Origin of the sequence: Micromonospora foliorum (genome assembly GCF_022229015.1) — a bacterium.
GTDB classification, from domain to species: domain Bacteria; phylum Actinomycetota; class Actinomycetes; order Mycobacteriales; family Micromonosporaceae; genus Micromonospora; species Micromonospora foliorum.
Genome location: NZ_JAKKFF010000235.1, coordinates 1 through 18642, shown reverse-complemented (window position 1 = coordinate 18642; position 18642 = coordinate 1). Strand labels below are relative to the sequence as shown.

Sequence of the window (18642 nt, the reverse complement as noted above, 5' to 3'; positions counted from 1 at the left end):
CCGAGCCAGCGCCCGGGTGGCGTCGGCCGCCCGTGGATCACGGCTGCCGTGCGCGACCAGCACCACCGGGTCCGCCCCGCCGGCCGCGCCGGGACCGGTCCGGGTCGCCGCCGGCGAGCTCAGACGTGCAGCCCGCACTCGGTCTTCTCGAACATGGCCCACCGGCCGGCCCGCGCGTCCTCGCCGGCCTTCGTCCGGCGGGTGCACGGCCAGCAGCCGATCGACCCGTAACCCTGCTTGAAAAGCTCGTTGACCGGCACGTTGAAGCGGGCGATGTAGGAGTCCACATCCTTCTGCGACCAGGCCGCGATCGGGTTGACCTTGACCTTGCCGCGACGCGCGTCGAAGGTCACCACCGGCGTGTTGGCCCGGCTCGGCGACTCGTCCCGGCGCAGACCGGCGGCCCAGGCGTCGTACCCGGTCAGCGCCCGCTCCAGCGGCTCCACCTTGCGCAGCTGGCAGCAGTCGTCCGGCGACTTGTTGAACAGCCGGGGACCGTACTGGCCGTCCTGCTGGCCGACGGTGAGCCGGGGGCGGATCGATCGGACGTTCACCGGCAGCGTCCGGGCGACCTCGTCGCGTACCCGCAGCGTCTCGGGGAAGTGCAGGCCGGTGTCGAGGAAGACCACGTCCACCCCGGGGGCCACCCGGGACACCAGGTGTGCCAGTACGGCGTCGGCCATCGAACTGGTGACGCAGAACCGCTCACCGAAGGTCTGCGCCGCCCAGCGGGCGATCTCCAGTGCCGGGGCGCCCTCCAGGTCCTGAGCGGCCTGCTCGGCCAGGGCCCGCAGCTCGTCCGGGTCGCGCCGGGCCGGGTCGGCCGGCGTCGAGCCGCCCGGGCCCACCAGGCGCAGGCTCGCTGCCGAGACGAGACTCATGACGTCACCGTCCGGCTGAGCAGCCCGGTGAACTTCACCGAGAAGACCCGGGTGCAGGCGTGGCACTCCCAGGCGCCGTGCCCCGCCTCGTGCGGCCGCAGATCCTCCTCGCCGCAGTACGGGCAGTACAGAGGTGCCGCTCGGTTCTCGCTGCTCATCGCAGTTCCTCCTCGTCGACTCTGATCACCCAGTTGGCGAACGTCTCGCCCTCGCTCCGACCGGCCAGGTAACGACGGGCCAGCCGTTCCACGTATTCCGGAAGCTCGTCGGCGGTGGTCCTCAGGCCGCGCAGCTTGCGACCGAAACCGGCGGTCTGCCCCTGGGCCATGCCCAGCCCGCCGCCCAGGTGCACCTGGAAACCCTCGACCTGCCGGCCGTCCGGGCCGACCACCAGTTGACCCTTGAGCCCGATGTCGGCCACCTGGGTGCGCGCACAGGCGTTCGGGCAGCCGTTGATGTGGATCGAGATGTCCGCGTCGAAGTCGCGCAGCCGCTGCTCCAGCCGGGCCACCAACTCCTCGCCGCGGGCCTTCGTCTCGACGATGGCGAGCTTGCAGTACTCGATGCCGGTGCACGCCATCGTGCCCCGCCGCCAGGCCGACGGCCGGGCCTCCAGACCGATCCCGCGCAGCGCGTCGACAAGCGACTCCGTCCGCTCCGACGGCACGTCGAGCACCAGCAGCTTCTGGTACGGGGTGAGCCGTACCCGGTCGCTGCCGTGCGCCTCGACCACGTCGGCCAGCTGGCTGAGCTGTGCGCCGGAGACCCGCCCGACCACCGGGGCGGCGCCCACGTAGTGCCGCCCGTCGGCCTGCTCGTGCACGCCCACGTGGTCGACCGGCTTGGACGGCAGGACCGGCGCCGGGCCGTCGAGCAGCGTACGGCCGAGGTAGTCCTTCTCCAGGACCTCACGGAAGCGCTCCACGCCCCAGTCGGCCACCAGGAACTTCAGGCGCGCCCGGTTGCGCAGGCGACGGTAGCCGTAGTCGCGGAAGATCCCGACCACCCCTGCCCACACGTCCGGCACCTCGGTCAGCGGCACCCAGACGCCGAGCCGCTTGGCGAGCATCGGGTTGGTGGAGAGGCCCCCGCCGACCCAGACGTCGAAGCCGGGCCCGTGCTCGGGGTGGTCGACACCGAGGAACGCGATGTCGTTCGACTCGTACGGGGTGTCCACCAGCCAGGAGATCGACGTCTTGAACTTGCGGGGCAGGTTGGAGAACTGCTTGTCGCCGACGTACCGGGAGACGATCTCGTCGATCGCCGGGGTCGGGTCGAGCAGCTCCTCGCGGGCCACCCCGGCGACCGGGCTGCCCAGCACGATCCGCGGGCAGTCGCCGCACGCCTCGGTGGTCTGCAGGCCGACCGACTCCAGCCGACGCCAGATCTCCGGCATGTCCTCGACCCGGATCCAGTGGTACTGGATGTTCTGCCGGTCGGTGATGTCGGCGGTGTCCCGCGCGAACTCCCGGGAGATGTCCGCGATCACCCGCAGCTGGGCCAGGCTGAGCTGACCGCCGTCGATGCGGACCCGGAGCATGAAGAACTCGTCCTCCAGCTCGTGCGGCTCCAGCACGGCGGTGCGCCCGCCGTCGATGCCCGCCTTGCGCTGGGTGTAGAGGCCCCACCAGCGGAACCGGCCCCGCAGGTCCTGCGGGTCGATGGAGGCGAAGCCGCGGTGCGCGTAGATGTTCTCGATGCGGGCCCGGACGTTGAGCGGGTCGTCGTCCTTCTTGATCCGCTCGTTGGGGTTGAGCGGCTCGCGGTGGCCGAGCGCCCACTGACCCTCACCCCGTGGCCGGCGCGGCGCTCGGGTCGGGCGAGCCGTCGGGTCCTCGGAACGGGCCGGGATGCTGCTGACCGCCATCGCGGCGTCCTCCGTTGTCTGCTGTGCCTCGGGGTACGCGGGGCGCGGCGGCCGGCCCGGCGAAGCGGGCGGGACAACGGTGTCTTCAGACAGCCGGCGCGGAGCGCGCCCGAGACAGAATGGTCGGGCGTCGTCAGTAAGCCGGACAGATCGCGCTGCGCACGCGGCCGTAATCGACGTGGCGACGTGCCACGAAGCGGCGGACGACTGCGGCGGTCATGGGTCCATGCTGCCACACCCCAAGGGGGCCGGCCAATGTCCACGTGCTGGATCCCACATCACGGGCCTGGGGTCAGCCGACCAGCTGGTCACCAAGGACAGTTCGGGCATAACGCACCACCCGCCCCTGTCGTACGCCGGCGATCAGGCCGTTGTCCCGCAGCGTGGTGAGGTGGTGCGACGCGGTCGCCGGCGCGAGACCCAGCATGGCGGCCAACTCGCCGGTGCTCAGCGGCGAGTCGAGCAGGCTGAGCGCCGCCGCCCGGGTACCGCCGAGCAGGGCGCCCAACGCCGGGCTGGGCGGCGGCGAATCCCACAGCCCGCCCAGCCCGGTGGGCGGATAGCAGAGGGCGGGCCCGGCGTCGCCCTCCAAGATCGCGTGCACCGTCGGGCCGGAGAACGAGGTGGGCAGCAGCGTCCACGGGCGTCCATCCAGGCCGGCCGGCCGGGTCGTGCCGACGGCGACCCGCAGCGCCGCGCCGTCCCACCGGATCAACGGGTGCAGCTCGCGGAGCAGGGTGCGCCCGCCCCGCTCGGCGGCGAGCAGCGTCCGCCGCCGGATGTCGGCCAGCGCGAGCGCCCGCAGCCGGGGCCAGTCCGGTGCGATCAGCAGGGTGAAGTACCGGTGGAGCTGCGCGACCAGCTCGTCCGGGGTCAGCCGGGGTGCGCCGGCCCGCTCCAGTTGCCGCCGTACCCGGGACGGGTCGGTGCCGGCGACCGCCCGCAACTCGGCGGCCAGATTCGGTGCCACCCCGATCGGGGTGAGGAAATCCGGCACATAGCCGTTGGACGACCTGAGCACCGCCAGCAGCGGTTCCAGGCCGGCATCCGGCAGCAGCCGCTCCGCGCGCTCCCGCCACGGACGGTGCATCCAGTACTTCGCCGGCTTGCGCAACGCCCAGGAACTGGCCACCAGCTCGGCCAGGGGCGAGTGCACGAACCGGACCCGGCTCAGGTCGTCGGGCGAGAACCGAACCTCGATCACCTACGGATTCGACCACGATCGAACGGTTCGGCGACAGCGCGGAGCGGCCCGACGATCCTCATATGGAGTACAGGCAACTGGGCCGGTCGGGCCTGCGCATCAGCGCGGTCGCGTACGGCAACTGGGTCACCCACGGCAACCAGCTCGACGACGACGCGGCGGCCGCGTGCGTGGCCGCCGCCCTGGACGCGGGCATCACCACCTTCGACACCGCCGACCGGTACGCCCAGGGGCGGGCCGAGGAGGCGTTGGGCAGGGCGCTGAGCGGCGTCCGACGCAGCTCGGTCGAGTTGTGCACGAAGGTGTGCCTGCCGGTCGGGCCGGGGGCCAACGACGCCGGGCTGTCCCGCAAGCACATCATCGAGGGTTGTCACGCCTCACTGAGCCGGTTGGGCACCGACTACGTCGACCTCTATCAGGCGCACCGGTACGACGACAGCGTGCCGCTGGAGGAGACGATGCTCGCCTTCGCCGACCTGGTCCGCCAGGGCAAGGTGCTCTACGTCGGCGCCTCCGAGTGGACCGCCCCGCAGTTGCGCGCGGGCCTGCGGCTCGCCGCCGAGCTGCACATCCCGTTCATCGCCAACCAGCCGCAGTACTCGATGCTGTGGCGGGTGGTGGAGGCCGAGGTGTCGCCCGCCTGCGCCGACCTCGGCCTGGGCCAGCTCGCCTGGGCGCCCCTCGCGATGGGTGTGCTGACCGGTCGGTACGAACCGGGCCGACGCCCGCCCGCCGGCTCCCGGGCCGCCGACGGCTTCGGTGGCTCGTTCATTGCCCGCTACTCCTCGGAGCTGCTGCTCTCCCGGGTCCGCCAGCTCCGACCGATCGCCGAGGCCGCCGGCTGCACGATGGCCCAGTTGGCGGTGGCGTGGGTGCTGCGCCGGCCGACCGTGGCGGGCGCGATCGTCGGCGCGTCCCGGCCCGAGCAGCTCGCCGAGACGGCCAAGGCCGCCACGGTACGGCTCGACGACGAGCTGATGGTTCGGATCGACGCCGTTCTCGACGAGCTCGTGGAGCGTGACCCGGCGAAGACCGCCCGACCGAACGACGTGATGCCCGCCTGGCGCCCACCGCCTGCCGCCGGCTGACGCCCACGGAGGGGGTGGCCGTGGCAGGCTCGGACCGTGCGGCAATTGTCCGAGAGGTCGGCCGGGGCGGCGTGGGAGCACCTGCGCCGCCTGCCGGTCTGGCTCCCCCCGGCGCTGTTGACACTGGCGGTGACCCTGACCGGGCTCGGCTCCGCCCAGCTCTGGCGCGACGAGCTGGCGACGTGGAGCGCGGCCACCCGGTCACCCGGCGACCTGGCCCGGCTGGCCGGCACCATCGACGCCGCCACCGGGCCGTACTACCTGCTGATGCACGTCTGGACCAGCGTCTTCGGTGACTCCACGATCGCCCTGCGCGTACCGGCCGTGTTGGCGATGACCGTGGCCGCCGGGCTGCTCGCCGTGCTCGGCGCGCGGCTCGTCGACAGGCGCGGCGGCCTCTTCGCCGGGCTGCTGTTCGCGGTGCTCCCCGGCACCTCCCGCTACGGGCAGGAGGCTCGCCCGTACGCGCTGGCCACCATGCTGGCCGTCCTCGCCACCCTGCTGCTGGTGACCGCGCTGCGTCGACCGAGCTGGGCCCGTTGGGCCGGTTACGCCGTCGCCGTCGCCGCTCTCGGGCTCATCCACCTGATCGCGCTCACCCTGCTCGCCGCCCACGCGCTGGTCGTCCTCATCGCCTGGTGGCGCGGCCCGGCCCCGGCCGGCATCGCCAACCCGGCACACCTCGACGCCGAGCGGGACCGCCGGGTGTGGCGGTGGCTGGTCGCCGTGGTGCCGGTCGCGCTGCTGGCCGGCCCGCTGCTGGTCAAGGCCCGGACCCAGCAGTCCCGGCAGTTGAACTGGGTCCACCTGGCCCGGCTGGACGACCTGACCGCGCTGCCCGGCGGCGTGGCCCAGAGCAGTGTGGTCGGTGGCCTGCTGGTCGGGGTCGCCGCGCTGGGCGCGGCCCGGCTCGGGCGACGCGCCCTGCTGCCGGTCGGCGCGGTGCTGCTGCCCGTACTGCTGCTCTTCGCCGCCGGCACGGTCGTACCCCTGTGGGTGCCCCGGTACCTGGTCTTCGTGGTGCCCTTCGCGTGTCTGCTGGCGGGCGCGGCGCTGGCCGCCGTGGCCGCGCCGGCCGCGCTCGTCGTGGTGGTGCTGGCCGGGCTGCTCGGCCTACCCGATCAGGCCGCCCTGCGACGAACCCACGAGTGGCCGCGCAGCGCGCCGGTGGACTACGCCGGGGCGGCCCGGGTGATCGCCGACGGTCAACGGCCGGGGGACGCGGTGGTCTACTCGCCCCGGCACAGTTGGCTCTTCCTCGACCTCGGCATCGAATACCACCTCGGGAACCCACCACGCGACGTGCTGGTCACCGAGGACGAGGTGCGCCGCGGCGATCTGTGGGCCGCCGAGTGCCCCCAGCCAGCACAGTGCCTGGCCGGCACGCCCCGGGTGTGGTTGGTCGTCGCCGGCCGGCACGCCGAGCCGCTGGCAGCCGTGCCGGGCGCCAAGGGCGACGCGCTGCGCGCGCAGTTCACCGTCACCCAGGTCTGGCCGCGCCCCGGCCTGACCATTGCCCTACTGACCAGCCGCTCCGGCCGCTGACCGGTCCGTCCATGGGCAGGCCGCGGTCCGCGCACCTCGTTGAGCGTGATGCCGGTGAGTCATCAAGATGACTCACCGGCATCACGCTCATCCAGACATCCGCTCCCCGACGCGGACCCGCCCGAGCGGGAGGCGGAAGCCGGGCGGCGGGCGGCGGCTCAGGCCTGCGAGCGGCCGTCGTGCGTGTTGCGGGCCAGCGGGACGACAAGCATGGCCTCGGTGCCACCGTTGGCGCCGGCGCGCAGTTCGATGGTGCCGCGCAGCTCACCGGTGATCAGGGCTCGGACGATCTGGAGGCCGAGCCGGCTGCCGCGTTCGGCGTCGAAGTCCGGGGGTAGGCCGCGCCCGTTGTCGGTCACCGAGACGTGCAGCATCTTGCGGAACCGGTGTGCGGAGACCACCACCTCGGGTCGCAGCGACGGGTCGACCTCGGCAGCGGCGACCGGCACCATTCCGGAGGCGGCGGGTACGGGGGGCTCCTCCGCCTCGTCGGCAGGCGGGAAGCCGTGCTCGACGGCGTTGAGCAGCAACTCGTTGAGGACCATCACCAGCGAGGTGGCGATCTCCGCCGGCAGTACGCCGAAGCTGCCCCGCCGCCGCATGCCGACGCTCACCTCGGTCGCCGCGACCTCGGTGGCGGCGCTGGCCACCCGATCGACGATGCCGTCGAACTCCACCGCCTCGTCGCTGGACATGGAGAGCGTCTCGTGCACCAGAGCGATCGAGGCGACCCGCCGGACCGACTCCTCCAGCGCGACCCGGGCCTCCGGCATGGACACCCGGCGAGCCTGCAACCGCAGCAGCGCGGCCACCGTCTGGAGGTTGTTCTTCACCCGGTGGTGGATCTCCCGGATGGTGGCGTCCTTGGTGATCAGTGCCCGGTCCCGGCGGCGGACCTCGGTGATGTCCCGGACCAGCACCAGCGCTCCGATCGGCACCCCGGCCGGCATCAGCGGCAGTGCCCGGGTGAGCATCGTGGCGCCTCGCGCGTCGATCTCCCGGCGGGGCGGCGCCTCACCGCGCAGCGCGGCCAGGATCCCGTTCGAGGCCTCGGTGCCGTCCAGGGGGTCACCGGCCAGCCGGCGGTGCAGCGCGGCCAGGTCCTCCCCCACCAGGTGGGAGGCGTAGCCCAGCCGGCGGTACGCGGACTGCGCGTTCGGGCTGGCGTAGGTGACCTTCCCGCCGGCATCGAGCCGGACCAGGCCGTCGCCGACCCGGGGCGCCGAGGTGGTCTCGCCCGGATGCCTCGGCGGCGGGAAGGTGCCGTCCGCGATCATCTGCGCCAGGTCGTCGGCCGTGGTCAGGTAGTTGAGCTCCAGCTGGCTGGGCGTACGCGCGGTGGAGAGGTTGGTGTCCCGCCCCACCACGGCGATCACCTCGCCGGCCTCCCCCTCGGCGGTACGCAGCCGGACCGGGATCGCCTCGTGCCGGGCCGGTACGTCGCCGTACCAGACCGGGTCGCCCTCGCGCCAGATCCGGCCCTGGGAGTACGCCACCCCCAGGTGGGCAACCTCCGGCCCGCCGACGATCCGACCCACCTGGTCGTCCTGGTAGGCCGTCGGTGCGGTGGTCGGACGAACCTGGGCGACGCAGAGGAACGTGCCGTCGGCGTCGACGGGCACCCAGAGCAGCAGGTCGGCGAAGGACAGATCGGAGAGCAGTTGCCAGTCGCCGGCGATCCGGTGCAGGTGGTCGATGTCGGCCGGACGGAGATGGGTGTGCTCCTCGGCGAGGTCGCGCAGCGTGGACACGGTGACCAGGGTGCCACGCCGCGCCTCACATCGTCGCGGTGACCTTCTTCAACCCGCGCGGCGCGTCCGGGTCCTCGCCCCGGGTGAGCGCCAGGGCCAGCGCCAACCGCTGCATCGGCAGGATGTCCAGTAGCGGGGCGTAGCGCTCGTCGACCTCGGGAACGGCCAGCCGGGTGGCGCCCGGCACGTCGGCGGAGCCGACCACCACGACGTCGGCGCGGCGTTCGCCGAGGCGGGGCAGCACCTCACCCATCGACCGGCCACCGGGACCGGAGCCGACCACGGCAAGCACGGGGACCTCCGGGTCGGTCATCGCGAGCGGGCCGTGCAGCAGGTCGGCGCCGGAGAAGGCGAGCGCCGGCAGGTACGAGGTCTCCATCAGCTTCAGCGCGGCCTCCCGGGCGGTCGGGTAGGCGTACCCCCGGCCGGTGGTGACCAGCTGACGGGCGAACCGGTAGCGCGGGGCGAGCTGGGCCGGTGTGCCGTCGGTCAGGGTGCGGGTGGCCAGCTCGGGCAGCGCGTCGAGCGCCTCCCGTTCGGCCTTCGGGAGCACGCCGTCGCCGGCCCGGATCCCCTCCACCAGCATGAGCAGGGCGAGCAGCTCGGCGGTGTACGTCTTGGTGGCGGCCACCGCCCGCTCGTGCCCGGCGGCGATGTCGACGCTCAGCTCGGCCACGTCGACAAGCGGCGAGTCGGGGGCGTTTGTCACCGCGAGGGTCAGCGCCCCGGAGGCTCGGGCGGCGCGCAGCACCTCGGCCAGGTCGGGCGAGCCGCCGCTCTGGCTGACCCCGACGACCAGCGCGTCGGACAGGTCGGGGCGGGCCCCGAACAGGGTGACGACGCTGGGCGAGGCGAGCCCGGCGGGCAGGCCGAGCCGGATCTCGGTCAGGTAGGCCCCGTAGAGGGCCGCGTGATCGGAGGTGCCCCGCGCGGTGAAGACCACGTGCCGTGGCCGACGTTCGGCGATGACCGCCGCCACCCGGGCGATCTCGGCGGCGTTGGCAGCGGAGAGCAGGCGCGCGTAGCCAGCCGGCTGCTCGTCGATGTCGGCGGCCATGCCAGCCCCTGCACGTGTCACGGAAACCCCTCCCCCTGCGCGGTTGCCGCGCGATTCTTGCTCAGTCTTGCACTTTTAACCGTATCTCAGCAATCGAACGAGCAGGACTGCGCAGGTGATCACCAGTTGATCTCAATATCAACTAAGCTTTACCCGCTGCACCCGGTCTAGCTGCCACGAGAGGACGACGTGCCCGAGGGAACGGACGATCCCGCGCTCTCCGCGACGGAGGAGCTGGCGCTCGCCCGGCTGGCACTCGACGAGGGCGACCTGCACCACGCCGCCGGCCACCTCGCCGGCGCGTTGGCACGGGCCCCCACCCTCCCGGAGGTGCACGAGACGCTGGCCCGACTCGCCGCGACGAGCGGCGGTGGTCTCGACCTCTTCCCGATCAACCACCACACCTTCGTGGGTGCGGTGGTCGCCCGCGCCCACCTCCTCGCCACCGCCGGCCGCCCCGCCGAAGGGCTGGAGCTGCTGGCCGCGGCGACGGCGCACGCGCCCGGCACCGAGTGGGCCGGCGTGCCCTGGGTCACCGCGCCCGAGCTGGCCGAACGGCTGGACCCGGAGCACATCGCCCGCGTCCTCATGCAGGTCTGCGCCGTGCTGCCCGACCCGGTGCCGCGGATCGCCCGGACCCCCCTGACCCCGTACCTCACGCTCGCCCGCAACGCGGCCACCGTCCACCCCGAACACGGTCTGCTGCTGGGCGCGGCGTCCGCGCTGGCCCGGCGCCTCGGCGAGGTCGAGCTGGCGGTCCGCTGGGCCACCCGAGGGGTACGCGCACAGCCCTCGAAGATGGGCGAGGTGTGGCTCGGGTACGCGTACCGCAGCTCGGGCCGGACCCGCGACGGCCTCGCGGCCCTCGGTCGGGCCGTCGAGCTGGACCCCGACGACCTGGCGATCTACGCGGACATCGCCGGCACCCTGGCCGAGATCGGCCGGCTGGACGAGGCGTTGGAGTGGACCGAGCGGGCGCTGGCGCGCGATCCGTCGTTCGACTGCGCGGTGCACACCGCCCACCGCCTGCGGCACCTGCGCGACGGTGACCTCGCCCACCTGGTCGCCCTTGCCGACTTCGTGCGGGACCACCCGGACGACAGCCACGAGCACGGCGACCTGGCCCAGTGCTGCCGTGGCCGGCCTTGGCTCGGCCAACTCACCCCGGCCGGCGGGCCCCTGGTCGACGCGATGCGCCAGGCGGTGGCCGATGACGACAACGGTCTCGGCGGTGCCGTACGCCTACCCGCCGCCGCTCCGCCGAGCGCGGTCGGTACGGCGATCTCCACCGCTCCCGGGCTGCGGATCGAGGTCGTCGGCGCGCTGGAGCCCGACCCGCGTGAGCCCCGACGGGCGACCGCTCAGCGGTTGTGGCACTACGCGGACGCCGTCCCCAAGCCCGCGCTGGCCGCGCCCTCGGCGACGGCGGTCGAACGGATCGGGCAGATCGCCCACCCGGCGTGGGCGCACCCACCAGCGGCGTACGACGCGGCGGTGGGCCTGGCCGGCCTCGACCTGGCCGACCTGCTCGGCCTGTTGGTGCACCCGCCGGCGGCGCCGGCCAACGCGGTGGGCCGGCTGCTGGCCGCCCACGACCCGTCGGTCTGGGTCCGTGGTGTGCAGGTTTGGGCCTGCCTGGGGCTCCTGCACCACCGCACCGACGAGCCGTGGGAGGGCTCGACCCGACGTCGGGTGCTGCTCGATCTGATCTGGGGCGTCGAGGACTGGGTCACCGAGGCGGCGTTGTTCGCCCTGGTCACCGCCGCCTGGGTGGACCCTTCGGTGCGGCCGGACGTGGCCCGGGTGGTGGCGGAGCGGCTGGCCGACGCGGCTGCCGTGGCGCGGAGCCGACCGGTCCCGATCGCCGCGTCGCTGGCTCACCTGGCACTCGCCGCCCCGCAGCTGGACCCGGCGACCGCGGCACTGGCCACCGAGCTGCTCGACGCCCACTCCCCCCGGCTTCCCCGCCCCCGCAACCCCCTGCGTCGCCTCTGGCAACGTCTGAGCAAGGGCGCGCCGCGCCGACCGTGACGGTCGACGCGGCGCGTTTCGCGGTTGGGTCAGGCGACCGGGGCGGCCTTGCCGAGGGCGACCTCGGCCTCCTCCTCCGGGGTGGCCTGCGGCGGCGCCTCGTTCGCGGTGCGCAGCGGGATCTCCTTGATGAACCAGGCGAGCACCGGGATCACGATGGTGAACAGCACCGCCCAGAGGAAGACGTGCGAAATGGCGTCGGAGAGACCACCGAGCACCGCCTCGCGCGCCTGGGCGGGCAGCTCCTTGAGCTTCGCCAGGTCCATGCCGGCGCCGGCCTCGCCGCCGCCGAAGGCCCGACCGCCCTCGGAGCTGGCCAGCCGGTTGGCGAAGATCGCGCCGAACAGCGAGATGCCGAACGAGCCACCGATCGACCGGAAGAAGGTCGCCGCGCCACTGGCCGCGCCGAGGTCCTTCTGCTCCACGCTGTTCTGCGCGATCAGCATCGACGTCTGCATGAGGAAGCCCATGCCGACGCCGAGCACGACCATGTACAGCGAGGACATCAACTTGCTGGTGTCGGTGTCGAGCATGGACAGCAGCGCCATGCCGCCGGTCATCACCACGCCACCGATGATCGGGTACGCCCGGTACTTGCCGTTGCGGGTGATCGCGCGGCCGATGACCAGCGAGACGACAAGCATGCCGAACATCAGCGGCAGCAGCAGCAGACCACTGTTGGTCGCCGACGCCCCCTGCACGGTCTGCTGGTAGAGCGGCAGGAAGTTCATCGCGCCGAACATCGCGAAGCCGAGCAGGAAGCCGATCACCGAGATCAGCGCGAAGTTGCGGTTGGCGAAGAGCGCCAGCGGCAGGATCGGCTCCTGGACCCGGCGTTCCACCAGGCCGAACACCACCAACGCGAGCACGGCCAGCACGGCCAGGCCGAGGATCTGCGGCGACGTCCAGTCGTACTCGTTGCCACCCCAGGTGGTGATGAGCACGATCGCGGTGATGCCGACCGAGAGCAGCCCGGCGCCGAGCCAGTCGATCCGGTGCTCGGTGCGGTACTTCGGCAGGTGCATGGTGGTGATCAGCACGAGCAGCGCGACACCACCCAGCGGCAGGTTCACGTAGAACGCCCAGCGCCAGGAGAGGTGGTCGGTGATGAAGCCGCCGGCCAGCGGGCCGGCGACCATGGCGATGGCCATGATGCCGGCGATCATGCCCTGGTAGCGCCCACGCTCGCGGGGCGGGACCAGGTCACCGATGATCGCCATCACGCCGACCATGAGGCCGCCGGCGCCGAGGCCCTGCACGGCCCGGAAGGCGATGAGCTGGACCATGCCGTCCTGCGGGCCACCGAGCATCCCGGAGCCGGCCATGCCGCAGAGGGCGGAACCGACCAGGAAGACGACAACCGAGGTCAGGAAGACGGACTTGCGGCCGTAGAGGTCACCGAGCTTGCCCCAGATCGGGGTGGAGACGGTGGTGCCCAGGACGTACGCGGTGACCACCCAGGTGAAGTGGTTGAGCCCGCCGAACTCGCCGACGATCCGCGGTAGCGCGGTGCTGACGATCATGTTGTCGAGCATCGCGAGCATCATCGCGATCATCAGACCGAACAGCACCACCCGTATGTTGTTGGGTCGCGTGCCGGCCTGGGTTGCCTGAGTCATGGGTAAGCTCCCCCCGAGGATTTCCGTACTTACTTGCCGCCCGGCTAGTCACCTTACTAGCCGCACGGTAAGTTGGGTACAAGCAACGGTCAAGCCATTTGGAGGGTGTGGGTGAGCGAGAGCACAGGCGGCGGAACGCGGGAACGGATCAAGGCCGTCGCGCTTGAGCTCTTCACCGAGCAGGGGTACGAGAAGACCTCGCTCCGGGAGATCGCCGAGCGCCTCAACGTGACCAAGGCCGCCCTCTACTACCACTTCAAGAGCAAGGACGACATCGTCGCCAGCTTCGTCGAGGACCGGCTGGAGCGGATGGACGCGCTGACCGCCTGGGCCGCCACCCAGCCCGCCACCCTGGCCACCCGGCGCGAGCTGATCTCCCGGTACGCCGACACGATGTTCGACGGCACCCAGCCGTCGGTGATGCGCTTCTTCGAGCAGAACCAGACCGCGCTCAAGAGCCTCTCCTCCGGGCAGAAGATGCGTGGTCGGATGTTGGAGCTGGCCGAGGCGCTCTGCCGGGGCGACGATTCCCCCGCCGCCCAACTGCGCGCCGCGCTGTCCCTGTTCGCGGTGCACACCAGCTGGTTCGCGGTACGCGCGCCGCACATCAGCGACGACGAACGCCGCAAGCTCGCCCTGGAGGTGGCCGACGAGCTGCTGGCCGCCATCGGCACGGAGCCCGACGCCTGACCCGGGCGTGCTCGTTCCGGCCCGGGCTCGCCGGTCCGCGGCTCAGCCGCGGGTCAGCTCCAGCCGCAGGCCGAGCAGGTCCACGCCGGGCGCCGGTGACCAGTCCTTCTCCGGCGAGCGGACGAACCCGCGCCGCGAGTAGAGCCGGTGCGCCGGATCGGCCATCCCGGCCCGGACGCAGATCACCACCGCCGTGCAACCCAACTCGGTCGCCCGGTCGACGCACGCTTCGACCAACGCGGCCCCGACACCCCGCCCCTGCGCGCCCGGGTCGACCGCGAGCATCCGGAACTCCGCCTCGCCCGGCCCGGACAGCTCGGCGAACGCGGTGCCCGGCAGCACGAACGTGACCGAGCCGAGGACCGCCCCGCTCACCTCGTCGACCGCGACCAGCACCTCGCCGCTGGCGGCCCGGGTCGACACGTCGGCCAGCACCTCGCCGTACCCGTGTTCGCCCTTGAGCTGGCCGTCCGCCTCGTACGCGGCCACGGTCAGCCGGGCCACCGCCGGGAAGTCGGCCGCCTCGGCCGGACGGACCCGCAACCCGGTCAAGCGATCACCGCGATCAGGTCACCGTCCTGCACGACGTCGCCCTCGTTCACGGCGAGCTGCTGGAGCACACCATCGGACTCGGCGATGACCGGGATCTCCATCTTCATCGACTCGAGGATCACCAGGGTGTCACCCTCGACCACCGTGTCCCCCGCCGTGGCGACGACCTTCCAGACGTTGGCCACCATCTCGGCGCGGATCTCCTCGGCCATGTCCAGGCCCTCCCTCTTCGCGACGTGCCTGCCGGTGTATCCAATCATGCGTCGACCCACGGTGGGAGCGCAGCGGCACAGCCGGGACGGCAGGCCCGCCCTGGGGAAGGCGGCGGGTGCCGACCGCACTACCATCAGCGGGTCGGACCCGACGCCGGACCGCCGGTGGCCGCATCCGCGCCGAGGTCGTGCGCAGGACGGATCCGACCCATCACGAGGAGGTCAGCATGGCGAAGAAGTCCCGGAAGAAGAAGGCTCGTAAGAAGAACGCCGCGAACCACGGCAAGCGTCCCAACTCCTGAACGGGTCGACGGGCCGGTTGTCCGTCGCCGCTCAGTCCGGCCGAGGCCGGGTACACCGGTGGCCCGGGTCGACATCGACCCGGGCCACCGGTCTTGCCAGCTGGTGCCGACGCTAGGTCGGCCAGCTCAGACGCTCAGTCGGCCAGCTCACGGGAGTCGCTGGTCTCGAAGACCACCAGCTCGGTGAGCTTGACCCGCAGCCGCTCGCGCAGCTCGTCCGGCGCGGTCTCGTTGCCACAGCAACGCGCGACCAACGCCCGCACCTCCTGCTCCAGCCCGTACTCGCGCAGGCAGGGCCCGCACTCGTCCAGGTGGTGCCGGATCAGCGAGCGGCGCTCGTCGGCGCACTCCAGATCCAGGTAGAGATACACCTCCGCGAGCACTTCGCGGCAGTCCGTCTCGTGCGGCTCCCCACAGCTCACGTCACACCTCCCGGCCGGCAGCGGCGGCGGTCGAGCCCTTCGCCGAGCGGGCAGCGCTGAAGCCCCGCTCCCCCGCGTAGCGCTCGAGCAGCTTGCGCAGATTACGACGGCCCCGGTGCAGACGCGACATCACGGTGCCGATCGGCGTGCCCATGATGTCCGCGACCTCCTTGTAGGAGAAGCCCTCGACATCGGTGAGGTAGACGGCCAGGCGGAACTCCTCCGGCAACTGCTGGAGGGCCTCCTTGACGTCACTGTCCGGCAGCCGGTCCAGTGCCTCCGTCTCGGCGGAGCGCAACCCGCTGGAGGTGTGCGACTCGGCCTCGGCGAGCTGCCAGTCGGTGATCTCCTCGGTGGGCGCCTGGATCGGCTGGCGCTGCCGCTTGCGGTAGGAGTTGATGTAGGTGTTGGTCAGGATCCGGTAGAGCCAGGCCTTCAGGTTCGTGCCCTGCTCGAACTGGTGGAAGGCCGCGTACGCCTTCAGGTACGTCTCCTGGACCAGGTCCTCGGCATCCGCCGGGTTGCGTGTCATCCGCAGCCCAGCAGCGTAGAGCTGATCGACGAATGGCATCGCGTCCCGCTCGAATCGGGCCCTGCGCTCGTCCGTCTTCTCGGTGGTCAACCGCACATCCCCTCGCGTCGGATGCTTTCCCGCCGAGGATACGCGCACGGACCTGCCCGCAGATTCACTTCCGGCTGGTGTGCCCGTGCTCACCGCACCCGCCCCGACCGATCCCGCCGTCGCCGGCCACTCCGGGCCATCCAGCAGCCGCTTCAGCTGCCGGGCGTCCCGCTCGTCCCGTTCCAGGCTTCGTGTCTCGGTTGGCACCGGTCACCCCCCTCGCAGAAAAGTCGTCCGGGGGTAGTAACGCGAGATGACCACTGGGGCATTCCGGCCGGCCCTCCCGTTCCTGGTCCCGGCCCCGACGGCGCCGGCGCTGGGACCAGGAAGGGCCTGGGAGGACTGGTGTCACCGGCCCCGATCGGGCCGGCGGCACCATCGGATGCAACGACCCGTGCCCGGCGCCGGAAACGGTCGCCCCGGCGAGCCGGGCACGGCGGGTCAGCCGGCCGTCCAGCCCTGGGCGGACAGCCAGTCGCGCACGGCGGCGGCGGTGCCGGTCGGGTCCCGCCGCAGATCGTGCGTCTCACCGGGACGGCTCACCACCTGCACGGCCGGCCCCGGCTCCGGCGTCCCGAACGGGTCCCGGTCGCCGTTGACGACCAACGTCGGCAGGCCGGTGCCCAGTTCGGCGGCGCGTGAGCGTTCCGGTCGGCCGGGCGGGTGCAGCGGGAAGGCCAACGCGACCACGCCCACCGCGCCCACCGCACGCGCCGTCCGGCAGGCCACCCGTGCGCCACTGGAACGCCCACCGACCACCACCGTCGGCACGTCGGCGTGCCGCTCACGCAGCACGGCGAGCACCGCCGCCCAGGCCTCGTCGAGGTGACCTGCCGGTGCCGGCGCACGTCGACCGGCGACCCGGTAGGGCTGGGTCACCCGGACCACCGCCAGGCCGGCCGCGACCGACGCGTCCCGGACCGCGAGCAGGTCGGGCGCGTCGACGCTGCCGCCCGCGCCGTGCCCGAGGACGAGCAGGGCGGTGGCCGGGCGGACCGGCAGGTCGGTGTCGATCCGCGCCGGACCGCGCGGGGTGTCGATCTCGTTGCTGGGTGGCACCGGCCTATTCTGCGCCGCCGGACGGGCGACGGGTGCGAAACCGCGCCGCCGATCAGCTCAGCGGGACCAGGGCGAGCAGGCGATCGCGCACCGGCGGGCCGGCGTCGTCGACGGCGTCCGGGTCGGGGTCGACCTCGCCCCGCCAGGCGACAAGCATCGCCCGTCGCTCCCGCGGCGTGGTGCCGCCCCACACGCCGTGGCAGTCACCGACGTCGAGGGCCCAGGCCAGGCAGGACCCCTGTACGTCACAACTGCGGCACAGCGCGACGGCGGCGTCCGCCGGCTCGTTCGGTGCCGGAAAGAATGTCTCCGGATCGACGCTCTGGCAGGTTCCTCTGGTGCGCCACGCGTCGTCCTGTCGCCGTTCCCGCACGGCCCGCAGCAGTCGCGGATCTCGCCGCGCCGCCGCCACCTCGTGCGGGCGCGGCATACGTGCCCGTGTCATCCACCCACCTCCCCCGTGGGACCGGCAAGATCTGTGGACGTCGTCCGCCCCGTGCGGATCGACAGCCACTACCGGCGCTGTGTTCTATCGCACTTCACAACACCGGGACAAGGGTCTGCCGGGAACATGACCGAACAGTCAGGAGACGAATCGCGCGGAACCCTGGCAAATCGGCGGCCGACGATGCGCGCCGGTGTCAGAACAGGGGCAACTCCTGCGGTGTCACCGTCGGCGCCACCGCCACCCGGGCGGTCAACTGCGGCCCGTCGTTGCGAACGTTTCCGACCGCCGCACCCACCGGGCGGATCTCCAACCCCGCCAACTGCTCCGCCGACGCCGCGGTGAGCAGCCGCCCCGGCTCGTCGGTCGGCGCGAGCCACGACGACCACCGCTCGGGTGGCAGCAGCACCGGCATCCGGTCGTGCACCTCGGTCAGGTCGCCGAGCGCCGCGGTGGTCAGCACGCTGAAGGTGAGCCGGGTCTCGGCGTCGGACTCCCAGACCGACCAGATGCCGGCAAGCGCGAGCACCGAGCCGTCCCGAGGCGTCATGAAGTACGCCTGTCGTCCGCCGTCGGGCAGCCGCACCCACTCGTACCAGCCGTCGGCCGGGACCAGGCAACGGCGACGCGAGAAGGAGCCGGCGTACGCCCGGCTGGTGGCCACCGTCTCCGCCCGGGCGTTGATCATGCGGGCGGCTCCCGCGGCGGACCGGGACCAGTGCGGCAGCAGCCCCCAACGACCGACACAGAGGCTGCGGTGCCCCTCGGGGCTGACCCGGACCAGCGGCACCGGGTCGGTCGGCGCGACGTTGTGATCCGCTCGGACCTGGCCGTCGGTGTCGTCGGACGACTCGAAGAGCGCGCTCAGCTCGCCGGAGCTCCGGGTCGTCGCGTACCTGCCGCACATGGGGCACACGCTAACCCGTCGGAGGCCCCGTCGGCTGTCCCGCCAACCGGGAGTACGAACGCCGGGCACCGCCGCCCACCCGCCGACACGGCAGAATGTAACCGTGGGGAACCTGACCGCGACCCGGCCGCCGCAGCCGTGGACCGCACCGACCGCATCCGACCCGGTGGCGGCGACGCTGCGCCTGCCCGGTTCCAAATCGATGACCGCCCGCGCCCTGGTGCTCAGCGCGCTGGCCGCCGGCCCGTCGACGCTGGCCCGGCCACTGCGCGCCCGTGACACCGAGTTGATGGCCGCCGGTCTGCGGGCGATGGGCGCGCACGTGTCGATCAGCGACGACGAGCGCTGGCTGGTCCGGCCGCACCCGCTGGCCGGCCCCGCGCACGTC

At 72.7% G+C, this 18642-nt stretch carries 19 protein-coding genes and 2 pseudogenes; 6 read left to right on the top strand and 15 right to left on the bottom strand.

Annotated features, from left to right (window positions below; genetic code table 11):
* From PSH25_RS17830 to PSH25_RS17810, 5 genes and pseudogenes are all read right to left on the bottom strand, one after another.
* Positions 1-138, bottom strand: a pseudogene (locus tag PSH25_RS17830) (cobalamin biosynthesis protein CbiX); the annotation flags it as partial.
* Positions 120-881, bottom strand: a complete 762-nt coding sequence (locus PSH25_RS17825; RefSeq protein ID WP_238660151.1) for a phosphoadenylyl-sulfate reductase — start codon at positions 879-881, stop codon at positions 120-122. The pseudogene PSH25_RS17830 and the gene PSH25_RS17825, both read right to left, overlap by 19 nt.
* Positions 878-1039, bottom strand: coding sequence for an IS1 family transposase (locus PSH25_RS17820; protein ID WP_124776219.1), 162 nt, complete (start codon positions 1037-1039; stop codon positions 878-880). Before PSH25_RS17820 ends, PSH25_RS17825 begins: the two co-directional genes overlap by 4 nt.
* Positions 1036-2748 (bottom strand): nitrite/sulfite reductase, encoded by a 1713-nt coding sequence (locus PSH25_RS17815; RefSeq protein WP_238660150.1) that lies wholly within the window; start codon positions 2746-2748, stop codon positions 1036-1038. Before PSH25_RS17815 ends, PSH25_RS17820 begins: the two co-directional genes overlap by 4 nt.
* Before the next feature lie 292 nt (positions 2749-3040).
* The gene (locus PSH25_RS17810) at positions 3041-3952 is read right to left on the bottom strand and encodes an ArsR/SmtB family transcription factor (protein ID WP_238660149.1); all 912 of its coding nucleotides are present in this window, start codon (positions 3950-3952) and stop codon (positions 3041-3043) included.
* A 62-nt stretch (positions 3953-4014) separates the two neighbouring features.
* Between PSH25_RS17810 and PSH25_RS17805 the strand changes: the two genes are divergently transcribed.
* Both PSH25_RS17805 and PSH25_RS17800 read left to right on the top strand, forming a co-directional pair.
* Positions 4015-5040, top strand: a complete 1026-nt coding sequence (locus PSH25_RS17805; RefSeq protein ID WP_238660148.1) for an aldo/keto reductase family protein — start codon at positions 4015-4017, stop codon at positions 5038-5040.
* 81 nt (positions 5041-5121) lie between these two features.
* A complete protein-coding gene (locus PSH25_RS17800; RefSeq protein ID WP_372492807.1) occupies positions 5122-6585 on the top strand; it encodes a glycosyltransferase family 39 protein in 1464 nt (487 codons plus the stop codon).
* 158 nt (positions 6586-6743) lie between these two features.
* Here PSH25_RS17800 and PSH25_RS17795 read toward each other — a convergent pair whose 3' ends face one another.
* The gene (locus PSH25_RS17795; protein ID WP_238660146.1) at positions 6744-8336 is read right to left on the bottom strand and encodes a PAS domain-containing sensor histidine kinase; all 1593 of its coding nucleotides are present in this window, start codon (positions 8334-8336) and stop codon (positions 6744-6746) included.
* A gap of 25 nt (positions 8337-8361) precedes the next feature.
* The gene (locus PSH25_RS17790; RefSeq protein WP_238660145.1) at positions 8362-9393 is read right to left on the bottom strand and encodes an SIS domain-containing protein; all 1032 of its coding nucleotides are present in this window, start codon (positions 9391-9393) and stop codon (positions 8362-8364) included.
* Between the two features lie 189 nt (positions 9394-9582).
* Here PSH25_RS17790 and PSH25_RS17785 point away from each other — a divergent pair, with 189 nt between their 5' ends.
* Positions 9583-11424: a tetratricopeptide repeat protein gene (locus PSH25_RS17785; RefSeq protein WP_238660144.1), complete on the top strand. Its 1842-nt coding sequence runs from the start codon at positions 9583-9585 to the stop codon at positions 11422-11424.
* 29 nt (positions 11425-11453) lie between these two features.
* Here the strand turns inward: PSH25_RS17785 and PSH25_RS17780 are convergent, their stop codons facing one another.
* On the bottom strand, positions 11454-13043 hold the full coding sequence (locus PSH25_RS17780; protein WP_238660143.1) for an MDR family MFS transporter: 1590 nt from the start codon (positions 13041-13043) through the stop codon (positions 11454-11456).
* A gap of 105 nt (positions 13044-13148) precedes the next feature.
* Here PSH25_RS17780 and PSH25_RS17775 point away from each other — a divergent pair.
* A pseudogene (locus PSH25_RS17775) lies at positions 13149-13875 on the top strand (TetR/AcrR family transcriptional regulator).
* Here PSH25_RS17775 and PSH25_RS17770 read toward each other — a convergent pair.
* Positions 13776-14285 carry a GNAT family N-acetyltransferase gene (locus PSH25_RS17770; protein WP_238660141.1) on the bottom strand — a complete coding sequence of 170 codons (510 nt, stop codon included), beginning with the start codon at positions 14283-14285 and terminating at the stop codon, positions 13776-13778. The pseudogene PSH25_RS17775 and the gene PSH25_RS17770 overlap by 100 nt on opposite strands.
* Positions 14282-14503, bottom strand: coding sequence for a biotin/lipoyl-binding carrier protein (locus tag PSH25_RS17765; protein WP_238660152.1), 222 nt, complete (start codon positions 14501-14503; stop codon positions 14282-14284). The genes PSH25_RS17770 and PSH25_RS17765 overlap by 4 nt, the downstream gene beginning before the upstream one ends.
* Before the next feature lie 182 nt (positions 14504-14685).
* On the opposite strand from PSH25_RS17765, the gene PSH25_RS34205 reads away from it, so the two are divergent.
* Positions 14686-14799 (top strand): 50S ribosomal protein bL37, encoded by a 114-nt coding sequence (locus PSH25_RS34205; protein ID WP_370453046.1) that lies wholly within the window; start codon positions 14686-14688, stop codon positions 14797-14799.
* Positions 14800-14933: 134 nt separating this feature from the next.
* On the opposite strand, the gene rsrA is transcribed toward PSH25_RS34205, so the two are convergent.
* The 5 genes from rsrA to PSH25_RS17740 all read right to left on the bottom strand — a co-directional run bounded on the left by rsrA (position 14934) and on the right by PSH25_RS17740 (position 18254).
* Positions 14934-15221 carry a mycothiol system anti-sigma-R factor gene (gene rsrA / locus PSH25_RS17760; protein ID WP_030336658.1) on the bottom strand — a complete coding sequence of 96 codons (288 nt, stop codon included), beginning with the start codon at positions 15219-15221 and terminating at the stop codon, positions 14934-14936.
* 1 nt (position 15222) lies between these two features.
* A complete protein-coding gene (locus tag PSH25_RS17755) occupies positions 15223-16050 on the bottom strand; it encodes a sigma-70 family RNA polymerase sigma factor (RefSeq protein WP_308193686.1) in 828 nt (275 codons plus the stop codon).
* Between the two features lie 234 nt (positions 16051-16284).
* On the bottom strand, positions 16285-16902 hold the full coding sequence (locus PSH25_RS17750; protein WP_238660139.1) for an alpha/beta hydrolase family protein: 618 nt from the start codon (positions 16900-16902) through the stop codon (positions 16285-16287).
* A 52-nt stretch (positions 16903-16954) separates the two neighbouring features.
* Complete coding sequence (locus tag PSH25_RS17745) at positions 16955-17347, bottom strand: WhiB family transcriptional regulator (protein ID WP_238660138.1); 393 nt, start codon at positions 17345-17347, stop codon at positions 16955-16957.
* A 196-nt stretch (positions 17348-17543) separates the two neighbouring features.
* Positions 17544-18254: an SOS response-associated peptidase gene (locus tag PSH25_RS17740; protein ID WP_238660137.1), complete on the bottom strand. Its 711-nt coding sequence runs from the start codon at positions 18252-18254 to the stop codon at positions 17544-17546.
* A 103-nt stretch (positions 18255-18357) separates the two neighbouring features.
* Here PSH25_RS17740 and PSH25_RS17735 point away from each other — a divergent pair.
* The coding region (locus PSH25_RS17735; RefSeq protein WP_502361354.1) for a carboxyvinyltransferase at positions 18358-18642 on the top strand (285 nt) is incomplete at its 3' end.